Here is a 14,134-nt window from a genome sequence, read left to right as displayed (position 1 = left end):
AATGCGGTCCACGCAGCGGCCGTGGATGGAAGATTGTGACCGGTCGTGCCGGAGGTCGTGTTGCTCCCGGCCCAGCACACCGCACGACAGTGAGTCCGTACCGGCCACGCCGGCTAACCCTCGGCATGAGTAGCCCGATAAGCGGGGCCATACGCCGACAATGCGCCGACAATGCGCCGGCCAGCACGTATCAGCCTGCATTCAGACGGAAGGCGTGTCAGCAAAGCCTTCACGCACCGCACCTGGCACGACTAGGGAGAACCCATGCCCAAGCAGAGGGCCTCGATTCAGAGCGCCTCCCAGACCTTCAACAGCTGCGGGTCCGCGCGCCGACCACTACAAGAAGACCCTCTGAGAATGAGCCTGGACGACGCCCTCGGCCAGATCCAAGGGCGGGGGCTTCACGTACAGGTCGCACACGCGCTTCTCCGCCGCATCGCCCACGACGCCTACCCGCCCGGCTCGTTCCTGCCCAGCGAGCACGCGCTCACCGCAAGGTTCCGCTGCTCACGCCTCACTCTCCGCCGTGCCCTGCAAGCGCTCGCCGAACTCGGCATCGTGACCGTCGTCCCCCACAAGGGCTGGCGACTGCGCCCCCTGAACCCCGACGAACCTCCACGTGACTACCGCTACCAGCTGATCGCCGCCGACATCCGCAGGAAGATCACCACAGGCCGCTATCCCATCGGCATGCTCATCCCCGGCGAAATCGACCTCGCCCGCCTTCACCACTGCAGCCGGGCCACCATCCGCAGGGCACTCGCCATGTTGGAGGAGGAGCGTCTCCTCGTCTGCCTGAAGCACATCGGCCGCCGGGTTGCCCACAGCAGCACAGCAAGTGACCAGCGCGCCTCTACCGAGCCACGACCTCTGCGCGTGCTGGAGCCGATCCTCCGTCCCCTTGCTGCACGGCCGGGTGCACAAAGTGGTGCAAGAGCATCAGCCGTGCGGGGCACAGATCGTGACCAGCCGGGGGACTTCTTCCTTCCTATCGAGGTCGACAGTGAGGACCGTCACCACGGTACGATCCCCGATCCGATCCAGCGGAACGTTCCAGACTCGCGCGGTAGCAGGGCCAGGGGCGCTATTCGAGTACGGGAAGCTGCTCTTCCCGATGGTGCTGAGCGTGTTGCTGGGGCGGGTGCCTGAGGGATCGCTGGGGGTGGACGGCGGGCGGGGCGGGCCTACGTCTGTGCGGACGCCTCGTTCGGTTCGCCGCAGGCGAGTTGGCGGATCTCGTGGGGCGGCGCTAAGCGTGGCGGACCGGGCATGAGGTCGGCCGCTGGTGAGCATTCGCTCGCGTCACGCCGTCCTCTCCGGCCTCGGTCGACGGGAAAAAAGGGGGGCGAGCGCTGGTGCCGCGATTTCTCGGTGGCGCCTGTGAACCGAATGCGTCTCCCGGGAGGTAGTCATCGCCGAAGACAAGGAGATGGAGATGATCGATGGACGATGGGTTCGCCGAGTATGTGGCACACCGGCATCTACGACTGTGCCGGATGGCGTATCTCCTCGCCCGGGACTGGGGCACGGCCGAGGACTTGGTGCAGACGGCGCTGGCGAAGGCGTGGCTTGCCTGGCGGCGTATTGAGGGCAACCCCGACCCTTACGTTTATCGGATCATCGTGAACACCCATTCCTCGTGGTGGCGCAGGCGCTGGCGCGGTGAGGTCCCGACGGAGACGCTCCCTGAAACGGCCGACGTGCGTGACGCCACCGCCGATGTGGACGATCAAGCGGCGCTGTGGGGAGCGATCGGCGCGCTTTCGCCGCGCCAGCGGGCGGTGATCGTTCTGCACTACTTCGAGGGGCGGACGCTTACCGAGGTCGCCGACATTGTCGGTTCGTCCTTGGGGGCTGTGAAAAGCCAGCTCAATCGAGCTCTGACCCGTCTCCGCGTCGATTCGGACATCCAGACAATGACCTTGGAGAGGGCCCAGCGATGAGGCATTCGGAAAGCGATCTGCGCGAGGTTCTGCACGAGCGTGGCCGGGAGCCTGCCGGCCGCGAACCGGCCGCTCATCTCGACGCGATCGTACGGCGGAGCCGTCGTATTCGCCGTACTCGGCGGATGGTGACGGCCGGCGCCGGGGCGGCTTTGGCGGTCGCCGCCGTCGGGCTGGTGAACGGCCTGTCGGCGGGCCTACCGGGGGCCGAGGAGACGGTGGTGGCTCAGCGTCCTGCGAGTGCGGCCCAGCCCGAGCACCGGCCGAAACTTCCCGGCAGTTTTCTCGTGAGGTTGGGAGCCAAGAAAACGGTGTTGCCGCTTGTCCACTCCCAGTGGTTTGAGAAGGTGGGCGTCGCCCAGAAAGTGACCTTCATGCCGACCAGTTTCTCTACGGGGTACAGAGTGGTTTGCGATGACCCCCGGGCCTGGGTCGTCACAAGTCAGCGGCTTAAAAGCGGCGAGATGGGCGGCAGGGCCGGACGGTGCGGGAAGTGGGAGGGCGGGCATCACGACGAGCGCTCGGCGCCGTCAGACTGGTTGAAGCGTCCGCAGTATCTAGAGGTCTGGGTTTTTCCGGCGGACGCCCCGGTTCGGGAGGTGGCGGAAGCCGTTACGGGCTGCCGACCGATCACGACGTCGAAAAAGTGCGACGAGACTGCTCAGACCGCTGCATTGATCAATCCCAAAGTGCGTAGCCGCCTGTCGGCCAAGGTCGGCGAACAGCCGGGCAGGTGGGCCGTCGGGATCTATGATCGACCCGCCGCGACCGCTCCCGCCCCGAGTGGTGAACCGTCGGCGGACGCCGTACTCCCGTTGGGGGGCAGGTCCACCCCGACCGACTGACAACAACCGGCAGGGGGAGCCTCAGTCGGTGGAGGCGGCGGCGTGGAGCACCACAATGCCGCATTGAGACGCCTGCTCTCGTTCGGCAAGCGCGGGCTCCAGAGGCGGGCAACCCGGCGTAGCTTCACAATCGTGGTGGCGCCCGGTGCGCGTCGGCCCTCGGCCGGCACCAGTAGCCGTGATCAGGGTGACTCGTTCCCGCCTGCGTCGCGGACGACCAGCGCGATCTGCACCCGGTTGGCCAGGCCCAGTTTGGCCAGTGAACGGCTGACGTGCGCCTTGACCGTGGTCTCGGTCATGCCCAGCTCGCGGGCGATCTCGGTGTTGGACAGCCCTCGAGCCACCGCCCGCGAGACTTGGCGTTCGCGCTCGGTGAGCCCGGCTAGGCGCTTCCTGGCGGCAGCCGAGTCGGGGGTCTCCGACCTGGCAAAGGCATCGAGCATGCGCTTGGTCACCGTCGGTGAGAGCATGGCGTTGCCCTGAGCCACCGCGCGTACGGCGGCAATCAGGTCGCGGGGCGCGGTGTCCTTCAGCAGGAAGCCCGCTGCCCTGGCCCGCAGGGCGCTGTAGACGTACTCATCGCGATCGAAGGTGGTGAGCATGACCACCTTGGGCGGCTGAGGCGAGCGATTGATCTCCCTGAGCGCCGTCACGCCGTCCATGACGGGCATCCGCACGTCCATGAGGACGACGTGCGGCCGGTAGCGGGCGGCCTCAGTCACCGCCTCGGACCCGTTCCGCGCCTCGGCGATCACCTCGATGTCGTCGGCGGCCTCCAGGATCGCGCGCAGGCCCGTGCGCACCAGCTCCTCGTCGTCCGCGATGAGCACTTTGATCATGTCGGTAGCCTGACGCTGACCAGGAATCCGCCGTCCGGCTCCGCTCCGGCCGTGAACTGTCCGCCCAGCAGCTCCACTCGCTCGCGCAGCCCCAGCAGCCCGGACCCTCCACTGGGCAGGTCCAGGGCCGGCTCGGGCGGGGCGGCGTTGCGCACGTCGACCTGCAGCGCGGCGGGCAGGTGACGCAGGACGACCTGGGTCGCGGCCCGGCCCGCGTGTTTGTGGATGTTGGTGAGGGCCTCCTGGACGACGCGGTAGGCGGTGTGCTGGACCATGACCGGCAGCGCGCCGGGATCGCCCTCCTCGTGCCGTTCCACCGGTACGCCGGCCGAGCGGGATTGTTCCAGGAGCCCGTCCAGATCGGCCAGTGTCGGCCGCGGATGGTAATCCCCGCCCTCCTCGCCGAGGACCCCCAGCACCGCTCTGAGCTCGGTGAGTGCGTCCTTGCCCGTCACTCGGATCAACTCCGCCTCCGCCGCGGTCTTCTCGTCGGTGGCGTTGATTTCCAACGCTCCCGCCCGCAGAACCATGAGTGAGACCCGATGGGTCACCACGTCGTGCATCTCGCGCGCGATCCGCGCGCGCTCCAGCGCGCGCGCCTGCTCGGTTCGCGCCGCCTGCTCGCGCTCCAGCCGCCAGGCACGCTCGCGCAGCCCCGCGACCAATTCCCGGCGAGCGCCTGCCCACAGTCCGAGCGCCAGCGGGAGCCAGACGAACAGGGGTGCGCCGCCAAGTGCGGAGACCAGTCCGGCACCGGGCTGCGGAATGACCGCGACCAGACTGGCCAGCGCCGAATACAGCGCGAGCGGGGCCGGACGCCGCAGGGCGGTCGCGGCCACGTACGAGGCCACCGCCAGCAGCAGCCCCGGCGTGCGGAGCACGGCGTCGGCCGACGCGAGCACCAAGAGCAGCCATGGCCTGCCGGGCGCCGCCCTGGCCGCCAAGGCAGCGAGCAACCCCACCACAGAGGCCGGAACGTAGGCGGCCGGCAAGTGCGCGGGCAGCCCGGCCAGCGTGGCCGCGTACCCGTACGCCTGCGCTTCGGGCAAGGCCGCCGGCACGAAGGCCCCGCAGAAGGCGGCCGCGGGCAGCACCCATGACAAGAGCCCGGCCCGCACATCCCTCACCCGCCACAGCGTAGACGCCGCCGAGCGGTTTCCGGAGCTCCCTGTCACCAGCTGAGCACCCGCAGCGGCGCCCTGTCCCCGGCCGGTTGAGCCTGCGCGCGCAGCTCCGGTACGGCATCGCGCAGCACCTTGATCCCGAGCGGCACGAGCACCAGGCACAGGACAGCGCCCGACAGAACGCCGTCGATCAGCTCGCTTCTCTTCAGTACGCCGGTCCACAGCCATCCCGAGAACACGAACAGCGCCAGCCGTCCGGTGCCGAACGTGCCCGAACGGAAGGCGGCCAGACCGAGGAGCAGTGTCCCGAGGTAGAGACCGAAGGCCGCCGAGACCGGCACCAGCCAGGGCCCGTAGGAGATGTCCACGTACAGGTCCATCACGATCTCGGTCGTCCGCTCCAGCCCAAGCGTCCCGATGAGCTGCAGGGCCGTCTCGTCCACCCCCGCCCAGTACAGGCGCGAGAACAACCCCACGACCACCATCGCACCGCCCAGGCGGGCCAGCCAGGGCGAGTACGCGGCAGCCACTCGGGCCAGCACGACGATGGCCAGGCACAGCACGATGGCGCCCGCCGTGTAAAGGGCGTACCCAGCCGTGGCCAGCCCTGGGTTCACGGCGTAGGCGGCCAGTTGCTCGGGCGCCGCGAACGGCTGCGTGGCGAAGTACGCCTGCTGCTCCGGCGTGAACTCCGCCGTGCTTCCCGCCAGGTGGCGTAGCGTCAGCCCGGCTAACCACAGGAGCGGCCCGAGCACCAGGGCGCCACCTCCGAGGAAGCGCCCGGGAAACCAGGCGTTGTGGTGAACCGACGCGGGAGTGATCTTAATCAATGACATGCCCTCACCCTGGTGTGCAGGAGAAGGCCGCCACACCTGCCGTTAGGCACGTACGGATGTCTCTTTAGTTGGTGACCGACGTACCGCCAAGAACTGTGGGATGAGCCACCGAACCATCCCTGACCTGCGATTTATGCTCTCGCGAATAAGCTCCTCTGCGCCCAATTGCGTGCTGCCACAACCCGGCAGCCTGATTTCTGCTCAGAGATCTTCCACATAGCCGGCGGCGATGTTGTCGGGCGGGTTGGTGTACGGGCGCATGTAGCGGTCGTTGGCGTGGCCGAGGCGGGCCGAGGCGGGCCGGGGCGGGCCGGGGCGGGTTCGCCGCACCCCCGCGGTGCGTGCAGGATGAAGCCATGGCGGAGAAAGACGGGGACGGATGGGCCCAGTGCTCGATGGGCCACCGGCACTGGGGCGTTCACGGCGCATCCGGCCTGCTCGCCGTGCACCACGACCGCGAAGGCGTGCCGCACGTCCTGATGCAGGAGCGTGCGCTGTTCAGCCACCACGGCGGCACGTGGGGCCTGCCCGGCGGCGCGATGGACAGCCATGAGGACGCGGTGGCGTCGGCGCTCCGGGAGGCGTGGGAGGAGGCCGCGCTCAACAGGGAGGCGCTGCGGGTCCAGGGGGTCTACCTGGACGATCACGGCGGATGGACGTTCGAGACGGTCATCGCCGGGGCCGAGACGCTCTTCGCCGCCGCCCCCGCCAACGCCGAAAGCACGGACCTGCGCTGGTTGCCGATCGGGGACATCGCGGCGAGACCTCTTCATCCGGGGTTCGCGGCGACGTGGCCGGAGATCCAGATGCTGCTGAGCCCCTGGCTGGTGGTGCTGGACATGGCCAACATCGTCGGCGCGCGGGCCGAGCACGGCTGGTGGAGGGACCGGGCCGGGGCCGCGACGAAGCTGCTGGCCGAGGTGAGCGGGCTAATGCCGTACGGCTTGCGCGAGGTGCCCGGGGTGACGCCCCCGCTGGCCCGGTGGTTTCCCCGGGTGGTCGCCGTGGTGGAGGGCGCGGCTCGCGCCGCGGTCCCCGCGCCGGGGCTCGACACGGTGGCGGCCTCGGGCAGCGGGGACGACGCGATCGTGGGCCTGGTCGACAAGGCTTTCCCGTGGGAGCGGGTGCTGGTGGTGACGGCGGACCGCGGGCTGCGTGATCGGGTGACGGCGCTGGGGGCGCACGTCACGGGTCCGAAGTGGCTGCTTTCCCAGCTCGGGCGTACGGCATCGCCCCACAGAACGCACCCTCCCCGCTGAAGCACCCCGCGCCGGGGGCGCGCTGAGCCCGATGGCCGAGGCGGCGAGGATTCCGGTCAAGGTCTTAGCCATGTCCGGAAGCGTGCCGTTCAGATGGGAACGGGGACATCCGCCGATCATGCCGACGGCCCCGCCCGCAAGTATTTGGTGTTTCTGTCCGCAATCAGTGTTTCACGTGAAACACTGCGTCGGTCTGGGACGATGGTCTCCATGTCTCATCCCGGTAACGACACCTCGGCCACGGTGCCACGTGCCGCCGCTTGGGCCGACGACGGTGAGATCCCACCCCCCGCATGGGGACGGCGCGACCGGCGTCGAATCCCCCTCCCCTGGGCCTTCCTCCTCGTCGTGGCGGCCCTGATCGTGGGGAAACCCCTCTTATCCCCCTACCTGACCGGGCCTGCCCTGCAGACCTGGGCCACGATCTTTGTCGCGATCTGCGTGCAGGCGCTGCCGTTCCTGGTGTTCGGAGTGACGCTGTCGGCGGCGATCGCGGCGTTCGTGCCCGCGTCGTTCTGGACCCGCGCGCTGCCCAAGCGGCCGGCGGTGGCGGTGCCGGTGGCGAGCATGGCGGGAGCCGTACTCCCTGGGTGTGAATGCGCGTCGGTGCCCGTCGCGTCAGGGTTGATGTCGAGAGGCGTCGCGCCATCCGCCGCGCTGGCGTTCCTGCTGGCGGCGCCGGCGATCAACCCGGTGGTGATGGTGGCGACGGCGGTCGCGTTCCCCAACGAGCCGATGATGGTGGTGGCGCGCTTCGTGGCGTCACTGGTGGTGGCCGTGCTGGCCGGGTGGATCTGGCTGCGTTTCGGGCGTACGGATTGGATCCGGGTGCCCAAGCACGCCCACGCGGAGTCCAAGTTCACCGCGTTCCTGGCGGCGATGCGCCACGACCTGCTGCACGCCGGGGGGTTCCTCGTGGTCGGCGGTATGGCCGCCGCCACGCTGAACGTCGTGGTCCCCAGGGAGTGGCTCGACTCCGTCGCCGGGATCCCCTGGCTTGCCGTACTGACGTTGGCGCTGCTCGCGGTGCTGCTGTCGATCTGTTCGGAGGCGGACGCGTTCGTGGCCGCCTCGATGGGCGGCTTCTCGCCAACGGCGAAGCTCGCATTCCTCGTGGTCGGTCCGATGGTGGACCTCAAACTGATAGCCCTGCAGATCGGGACGTTCGGCAAGGCGTTCGCGCTGCGTTTCGTCCCGCTGACCTTCACGTTGGCCGTGCTGGTGAGTGCTTTGATGGGATGGGTGCTGCTGTGAGCCGTTGGTCGCAGAACCTGGTGTTGATCCTGCTCGGCGGGGCCACGGTGTGGATCTCCGCGTTCACCACGTCCTACCTGAACTACGTCAAGGCCGGCTTCCAGCCGTTCCTCGTCGCCGCCGGGGCGATCGTGATCGTGCTGGGGGTCGCGGGCCTCGTACGGCCGGCGGCCCACGAGCACGCTCCGCGTGTCGCCTGGCTGATGACCCTGCCGGTCTTCGCGATCGTGCTCATCGCCCCGCCCGCGCTCGGCTCGTTCGCCGCCGAACGTTCACAGCGTCCCCCGGAGCCCCCGCAGAACGCGAACTATGCCCCGCTCAGCGCGAGCGGCCCGACGATCATGAAGATCGGTGAGTTCATGGGGCGGGCCTTCGGCGACGAACCCGAGCAGCTCAACGGCAAGGTGGTGAAACTCACCGGGTTCGTCACCAAGGCCAAGAAGAAAGACCAGTGGCACCTGACCCGGATGTCCATCGCCTGCTGCGCGGCCGACGGCTACGCCCTCCACGCCGCCATCGTGGGCGCCCCGGCGCCTAAGCTCGACTCCTGGGTCGAGGTCACCGGAACGTGGGTGCCGCCCAAGTGGAAGCGGATGCCGAACGGGTTCGTGGTCCCCGAGTTGGCCGCCTCCGAGGTGCGCGCCATCGAAACCCCTGCGGAGCCGTACGAGTAAGGCAGCGGCTGGTCCCCCGCATTCTGTGATTGGAAAGGCACGGCGGGCTGGGATGCCTACGAGTCGCTGTTTGCCGAGATCAGTGCGCGAGTCGTCTGCTTCCCCTACGCCGCGGGCGCGTCGAGCACGCTTCTTCGCGAGAAGCTCCGCACGCTTCCTGCAGCCGCCTGGCACGGCGATCGGCATCGACACCATCTGAAATCTCACGTTCTGCGGGTGGCGCACGTCTACCAGCCAGGAGAAGGGAAAAGCAGATGAGCACTCGACACCTCGTGATCGAGACCCGCCTTGGACCGATCACGCTCGTTGCAAAGGGCGAGACGATCGTTGGCCTGTACTTCAGGCACCACGTCCGCCGGCCCTCGCAGGAGACGTTCGGCCTCGAGGTGGTCGACTCCACGGACCCGCTGCTGAACGAAGCCGCCCGACAGCTGCGCCATTACCTGGCGGGTCGACGTAGGCAGTTCGATCTTCCGCTCGCTGCTGAGGGCAACGTGTTCCAGCACGCTGTCTGGGACATCGTGAAGAGCATTCAGTGCGGTGGCACGACCACTTACGGTCGTATCGCCGAGCAGGTCGCAGACCGCAGTCTCGCGCAACAGGTCGGACAGGCCGTGGGTGCGAACCCGCTGTGCATCTTCGTGCCGTGCCACCGCGTCGTCGGCTCCAATGGTTCTCTCACCGGATACGCGGGCGGGCTGGAGCGCAAGCAGGCGCTGCTGGAGCTTGAGGAGCCGACCGCGGTCAGCGCTGGACGGTTGTTCTGACCGGAAACTCATGTTCGCCGCCGAAAGCATGTCTTCAATGGGATGGATATGAAACAACCGTTCGAGAACGTAGTCGCGCAGCACGGCGCAACCGTGCTGCGCGTCTGCCGGGTCGTCCTCGGCCCGCACGACGCGGACGACGCGTGGTCGGAGACCTTCCTCTCCGCCATGCGCGCCTATCCCGACCTGCCTGAGACGGCGAACGTGGAGGCATGGCTCGTGACGATCGCGCATCGCAAGGCGATCGACGTACTGCGTGTCGCGAAAAGGAGTCCCCTACCAGTCGACGAGGTATCGGAAGCACCGACAGGGCGGGGCGTCCCGGACCCTGGAGACTCTGACCTGTGGGCCGCGGTGAAAGGGCTCCCGCGCAAACAACGCCAGGCTGTCGCCTACCGCTATGTGGCGGGGCTGGCATACGCCGAGATCGCAGAGATCCTCGGCGGCACCGTTGAGGCGGCCCGAAGAGCCGCCGCAGACGGGCTCAAGAATCTCAGGAAGAGATATCCAGGCGCGATCGCGAAAGGAGCATCGTCATGAACGGCATTCGCCACGATGACATTCGCCACGATGACGACATGACCGCCCTGCTGTCGACGCCTGTGGATGCCGGCACTCTCAGTCGGCTCCACCGCCGTCTGGAGCAGGCGGCAGAGCGAGCCAATCTCGTCGATGTCGCTTACACCACCATCGACTCACCTGTCGGCACGTTGCTGCTCGCCGCCACCCCGGAGGGGCTGGTCCGCGTGGCGTACGCCAACGAGGACCACGATCGAGTTCTGGAAGCCCTCGGTCGGCAGCTTAGCCCGCGCATCCTGCGCGCCCCGAAGCGGCTGGACGAAGTGGCTCGCGAGATCGACGAGTACTTCGCCAAGCACCGCCAGGTCTTCGACCTTACGCTGGACCTGTCCCTGTCTCGCGGATTCCGGCGCCTCGTGCAGACACATCTGCCCGAGATCGGGTACGGCCAGACCCGCAGCTACCGAGACATCGCCGAGCTCGTCGGCAACCCCAAGGCCGTCCGAGCGGTGGGCACCGCCTGTGCGACCAACCCGCTGCCGATCGTCGTCCCGTGCCACCGCGTGCTGCGTACCGACGGCACGCTCGGCGGTTACATCGGCGGACTCGAGGCCAAGACCACGCTGCTGAACCTGGAGGCCGCAGCATGAGCACCGCGAAGGCGACCAGGAGAAAGACGGATCGGTGGTACAGCCGCGTCGAGTCCGGCGACTGGGAGGCGATCACCACAGAGGTCAACGAGTACGGCGGCGCGCTGCTGCCGCAGTTGCTGACCCCGGAGGAGACCGTGGAGATCAGGGAGCTGTACGAGCAGGACGGCCTGTTCCGCAGCACCGTCGACATGGGTCGGCACCGCTTCGGTGAGGGCCGGTACCGATACTTCAACGCGCCATACCCGGAACCGATCGAGCGGCTCAAGCAGGCGCTGTACCCGCGGCTGCTTCCCATCGCCCGCGACTGGTGGACCAAGCTCGGCCGGCCCGCGCCGTGGCCGGACTCGCTTGATGAGTGGCTTCGGATGTGCCACGACGCCGGCCAGACGAAGTCTTCGGCGATCCTGCTCCACTACGGCGAGAAGGATTGGAACGCTCTGCATCGCGACCTGTACGGCGACCTCGTGTTCCCGTTGCAGGTCGTGATCAACCTCAACGAGCCCGGTGTGGATCACACAGGTGGCGAGTTCCTGCTGCTGGAACAGCGCCCGCGCGCCCAGTCGCGAGGCATGGCCACGCTGCTGCCGCGTGGTCGCGGATACCTCTTCACCACCCGCGACCGACCCGTCAAGTCCGCCCGCGGCTGGTCCGCCGCGCCGGTTCGGCACGGCGTATCCGCCGTCCGATCCGGCGAACGTCACACCCTCGCTCTCGTCTTCCACGACGCCGCATGAGTGACGCGACGAAGACGTACACCCTTCTGGGGGCAGACGGCCGTCCCTACCGGTCTGCGGTCAAGGGGCTCTGGGGCGGCCATTGCGGCTCGAAGATCTACGGGCGACTCGATTGTCCCGCCGCGCTGCGCGCCATCGCCTGCGGCGACTACGTGAAACACCGGGTCTTCTTCCCTGACGAGGCCACGGCGGTCGCCGCCGGGTTCCGCCCCTGCGGAGCCTGCTGCAGGGACCGTTATCAAACGTGGAAGACCACCTGGGAGAACGGCGAACGATGCAAGCCCTGACCAGCCCCTTGCTGAAGGCGTCAGCGAGTTATGACGCGGACCTGACGGCTACGGATGCCGAGGTCGCGACCATCATCAGAATTGCTCGCGAACGCCGTGCCCGAAATATCGCGATCGGCTCCGGCCGCACCCCTCACGCCCTTGAGACCGCACGCCTGATCGAATCGGCCTGGGATCGCACAGGAGGCGGAACTCTCGATACGATCACCTGGCCCGAGAGTGGGGCCTCCTGGCTGCGTCACGCGTCACGGTTCTCCGCCGCCGACCCCGACCTGTGGGTGATGGCCGGGCCGGCAACCGGCTGGGCACAGATGACCCGGCGGCTGCTGTGGTCGACACCCTGGAGCCCCGAACGCACCCTCGCAAGCGCCGGAATCGGCGACCCGCGCACTCTTGCACTCGTCGGACCGGCCAATCTGGACGGCCTGGCCGGCGCAAACGCAGACGGTACCTCCTGGCTCGTTGCGCATGGTTCCCTCGTGCACCTCACACACACGGAGGGCGAGCGATGACAGCGCTGTTCACTCTGGAGATCCCCGAACGTGACGGAGGAGAGATCGCCCCGGGCGCCACCCTGGTTCCTGATTGGCTGACTCGGGAACAGCAGAAGTGGATCGTGGATCGGTTCCGCGAGTGGGTGCGAGGCCCTGTCCCTCTCCGCGCCGCGAAGGTCCGCGGACACGAGATGTCGGTGCGCACCGTATGTCTGGGCTGGCACTGGCAACCGTACAAGTACACGCGAGAGGCCACCGACGTGAACGGCGCCCGCGTCCTTCCGTTCCCCGATTGGATGATCCGCCTGGGACGAGATGCCCTCAAGGCCACTGGCCACGACGCAGCCGCGATCCGCTCCTATACGCCCGACACCGCGCTGGTGAACTACTACGACGCGGAGGCCCGCTTGGGAATGCATCAGGACAAGGACGAGATCTCCCGCGCCCCGGTCGTATCGCTGTCCATCGGCGATAGCTGCACGTTCCGATTCGGCAATACGGAAAGCCGCGGCAAACCCCATACCGACGTGCTGCTGGCCTCCGGCGACCTCTTCGTCTTCGGCGGACCCGCCCGACTGGCCTACCACGGCGTCACCAAGGTGCACGAGAGCACCGCCCCCGAGGGATGCGGACTCAGTCGCGGCCGGATCAACATCACGATGCGCATGACCGGGCTTGACGGGTGATCAATTGACACAAGATGCAAGCAGCACCACCGCCGACCCCGGCGTCGTCGTCGGGGACGACGGGCTCGCCCGGCCCGCATGGGCAGCCGCTGCCCCTCTGCTGCGCAACTACTACGACACAGAGTGGGGCATGCCGGTCACGGACGAACGCGGCGTCTACGAGCGCGTCAGTCTCGAAGGATTTCAGGCGGGACTGTCCTGGGCAACGATCCTCCGCAAGCGACCCGCATTCCGTGCGGCGTTCGACGACTTCCTTCCGGACGCGATCGCTGCGTACACCGAGACCGATGTCGAGCGGTTGATGGCCGACGTCGGCATCGTGCGCAACCGGCGGAAGATCCAGGCGACCATCACCAATGCCCGCGCCACCATCATGCTGCGCGAGGAGATGGGCCTGGCCGAATTGGTGTGGTCCTTCCGACCCGAGAGCACGCCCTGCCCCCAGACCTTTGCAGAGATCCCCACGAAGTCCGCCGAGTCGGTCGCGTTGTCAAAGGAGCTGCGCCGACGCGGATTCGCCTTCGTCGGCCCGACCACCATGTACGCGCTCATGGAGGCGATCGGCATCGTCGACACCCATCTGCTCGGCTCGCATCGACGGGGCAGCTCTGGAATCTGGACATCGTGACCTTCTTACGCCTGATTCCGAACGGTCCCACTGACGTTGAGATCGCTCTACGGATGCCGGCTGTCCAAAGCGCGATTACAGAGAGCTACTTTGAGGCTGGTCGCGCGGACCCGCGTGGAGAGCCGAGCAGCCAGGTGCGGGATGCCGACTTGGGGACGCGGCGGGAGCGGAGTGCCGCTAGGGTGGGGTGCGCATGGAGGGTTCGCATAGTGGACTAGTGCAGCCGCCTTGAAAGCGGCCAGGTCGGCGACGGCCTCGTGGGTTCGAATCCCACACCCTCCGCGAAGCAAAAAGAGCCGGTGACCTGCGTGAACAGGTCACCGGCTCTTTTTGTTTGCGGGTCTTGGGGGCACATTTGGGGGCACGGCCCGCCCGGCGCGCGGTTTCAGAAGGGAAGAGTCCGTGGCAGGGATCGAGAAGAGGACGGGCCCCAGGGGCACCACCTACCGGGTCTACTGGAGGGAGGGCGGCGGCCGCGCCGGGGCGCGCGACAGCGAGACCTGTGACGACAAGGGCACCGCCAGGCGGTTCAAGGGCCTGGTCGAGGCGGGCGGCGAGCGGCGGCCCGGGGGCTACCCCAAGGGCTGCAGGG

At 68.0% G+C, this 14,134-nt stretch carries 19 protein-coding genes and 1 tRNA gene; 16 read left to right on the top strand and 4 right to left on the bottom strand.

Annotated elements, in window-relative coordinates:
* Window positions 1-357 precede the first annotated feature (357 nt).
* The 3 genes from BLQ73_RS28145 (at window position 358) to BLQ73_RS28135 (ending at window position 2,788) form a co-directional block, all read left to right on the top strand.
* Window positions 358-1,149: a winged helix-turn-helix domain-containing protein gene (locus BLQ73_RS28145; protein ID WP_176955733.1), complete on the top strand. Its 792-nt coding sequence runs from the start codon at window positions 358-360 to the stop codon at window positions 1,147-1,149.
* A 293-nt stretch (window positions 1,150-1,442) separates the two neighbouring features.
* Window positions 1,443-1,943 (top strand): SigE family RNA polymerase sigma factor, encoded by a 501-nt coding sequence (locus tag BLQ73_RS28140; RefSeq protein WP_093175282.1) that lies wholly within the window; start codon window positions 1,443-1,445, stop codon window positions 1,941-1,943.
* Window positions 1,944-2,068: 125 nt separating this feature from the next.
* Complete coding sequence (locus tag BLQ73_RS28135) at window positions 2,069-2,788, top strand: hypothetical protein (RefSeq protein WP_093175279.1); 720 nt, start codon at window positions 2,069-2,071, stop codon at window positions 2,786-2,788.
* A gap of 182 nt (window positions 2,789-2,970) precedes the next feature.
* Here BLQ73_RS28135 and BLQ73_RS28130 read toward each other — a convergent pair whose 3' ends face one another.
* The 4 genes from BLQ73_RS28130 to BLQ73_RS34750 form a co-directional block, all read right to left on the bottom strand.
* Entirely contained in the window at window positions 2,971-3,627 is a 657-nt protein-coding gene (locus BLQ73_RS28130) for a response regulator (protein ID WP_093175277.1), read from the bottom strand.
* Window positions 3,624-4,754, bottom strand: coding sequence for a sensor histidine kinase (locus tag BLQ73_RS28125; RefSeq protein WP_245691508.1), 1,131 nt, complete (start codon window positions 4,752-4,754; stop codon window positions 3,624-3,626). Before BLQ73_RS28125 ends, BLQ73_RS28130 begins: the two co-directional genes overlap by 4 nt.
* Before the next feature lie 44 nt (window positions 4,755-4,798).
* Complete coding sequence (locus tag BLQ73_RS28120) at window positions 4,799-5,587, bottom strand: hypothetical protein (RefSeq protein WP_093175272.1); 789 nt, start codon at window positions 5,585-5,587, stop codon at window positions 4,799-4,801.
* Between the two features lie 201 nt (window positions 5,588-5,788).
* Window positions 5,789-5,917: a hypothetical protein gene (locus BLQ73_RS34750; RefSeq protein WP_275936331.1), complete on the bottom strand. Its 129-nt coding sequence runs from the start codon at window positions 5,915-5,917 to the stop codon at window positions 5,789-5,791.
* Between the two features lie 26 nt (window positions 5,918-5,943).
* Between BLQ73_RS34750 and BLQ73_RS28115 the strand changes: the two genes are divergently transcribed.
* The 13 genes from BLQ73_RS28115 to BLQ73_RS28055 form a co-directional block, all read left to right on the top strand.
* Window positions 5,944-6,846: an NUDIX hydrolase gene (locus BLQ73_RS28115; RefSeq protein ID WP_093175270.1), complete on the top strand. Its 903-nt coding sequence runs from the start codon at window positions 5,944-5,946 to the stop codon at window positions 6,844-6,846.
* A 210-nt stretch (window positions 6,847-7,056) separates the two neighbouring features.
* The gene (locus tag BLQ73_RS28110) at window positions 7,057-8,100 is read left to right on the top strand and encodes a permease (protein WP_245691506.1); all 1,044 of its coding nucleotides are present in this window, start codon (window positions 7,057-7,059) and stop codon (window positions 8,098-8,100) included.
* Window positions 8,097-8,774, top strand: coding sequence for a TIGR03943 family putative permease subunit (locus BLQ73_RS28105; RefSeq protein WP_176955732.1), 678 nt, complete (start codon window positions 8,097-8,099; stop codon window positions 8,772-8,774). The genes BLQ73_RS28110 and BLQ73_RS28105 overlap by 4 nt, the downstream gene beginning before the upstream one ends.
* A gap of 254 nt (window positions 8,775-9,028) precedes the next feature.
* Entirely contained in the window at window positions 9,029-9,541 is a 513-nt protein-coding gene (locus tag BLQ73_RS28100; RefSeq protein ID WP_093175262.1) for a methylated-DNA--[protein]-cysteine S-methyltransferase, read from the top strand.
* 48 nt (window positions 9,542-9,589) lie between these two features.
* Entirely contained in the window at window positions 9,590-10,081 is a 492-nt protein-coding gene (locus BLQ73_RS28095; protein ID WP_093175259.1) for an RNA polymerase sigma factor, read from the top strand.
* A complete protein-coding gene (locus tag BLQ73_RS28090) occupies window positions 10,078-10,710 on the top strand; it encodes a methylated-DNA--[protein]-cysteine S-methyltransferase (RefSeq protein ID WP_093175257.1) in 633 nt (210 codons plus the stop codon). The genes BLQ73_RS28095 and BLQ73_RS28090 overlap by 4 nt, the downstream gene beginning before the upstream one ends.
* Window positions 10,707-11,447, top strand: a complete 741-nt coding sequence (locus BLQ73_RS28085) for a 2OG-Fe(II) oxygenase (RefSeq protein WP_093175254.1) — start codon at window positions 10,707-10,709, stop codon at window positions 11,445-11,447. The genes BLQ73_RS28090 and BLQ73_RS28085 overlap by 4 nt, the downstream gene beginning before the upstream one ends.
* The gene (locus BLQ73_RS28080) at window positions 11,444-11,734 is read left to right on the top strand and encodes an Ada metal-binding domain-containing protein (RefSeq protein ID WP_093175252.1); all 291 of its coding nucleotides are present in this window, start codon (window positions 11,444-11,446) and stop codon (window positions 11,732-11,734) included. The genes BLQ73_RS28085 and BLQ73_RS28080 overlap by 4 nt, the downstream gene beginning before the upstream one ends.
* The gene (locus BLQ73_RS28075) at window positions 11,722-12,246 is read left to right on the top strand and encodes a hypothetical protein (protein WP_093175249.1); all 525 of its coding nucleotides are present in this window, start codon (window positions 11,722-11,724) and stop codon (window positions 12,244-12,246) included. Before BLQ73_RS28080 ends, BLQ73_RS28075 begins: the two co-directional genes overlap by 13 nt.
* Entirely contained in the window at window positions 12,243-12,914 is a 672-nt protein-coding gene (locus BLQ73_RS28070) for an alpha-ketoglutarate-dependent dioxygenase AlkB family protein (protein ID WP_093175246.1), read from the top strand. The genes BLQ73_RS28075 and BLQ73_RS28070 overlap by 4 nt, the downstream gene beginning before the upstream one ends.
* A 4-nt stretch (window positions 12,915-12,918) precedes the next feature.
* Window positions 12,919-13,542 carry a DNA-3-methyladenine glycosylase I gene (locus BLQ73_RS28065; protein ID WP_176955731.1) on the top strand — a complete coding sequence of 208 codons (624 nt, stop codon included), beginning with the start codon at window positions 12,919-12,921 and terminating at the stop codon, window positions 13,540-13,542.
* 195 nt (window positions 13,543-13,737) lie between these two features.
* Window positions 13,738-13,824, top strand: a tRNA-Ser gene (locus BLQ73_RS28060).
* A gap of 120 nt (window positions 13,825-13,944) precedes the next feature.
* On the top strand, window positions 13,945-14,134 hold a 190-nt coding region (locus tag BLQ73_RS28055), incomplete at its 3' end, for a hypothetical protein (protein ID WP_420820044.1).

Origin of the sequence: Sinosporangium album, from assembly GCF_900100605.1 — a bacterium.
Lineage (GTDB): Bacteria > Actinomycetota > Actinomycetes > Streptosporangiales > Streptosporangiaceae > Sinosporangium > Sinosporangium album.
This window is presented reverse-complemented; position numbering and strand designations above follow the sequence as displayed.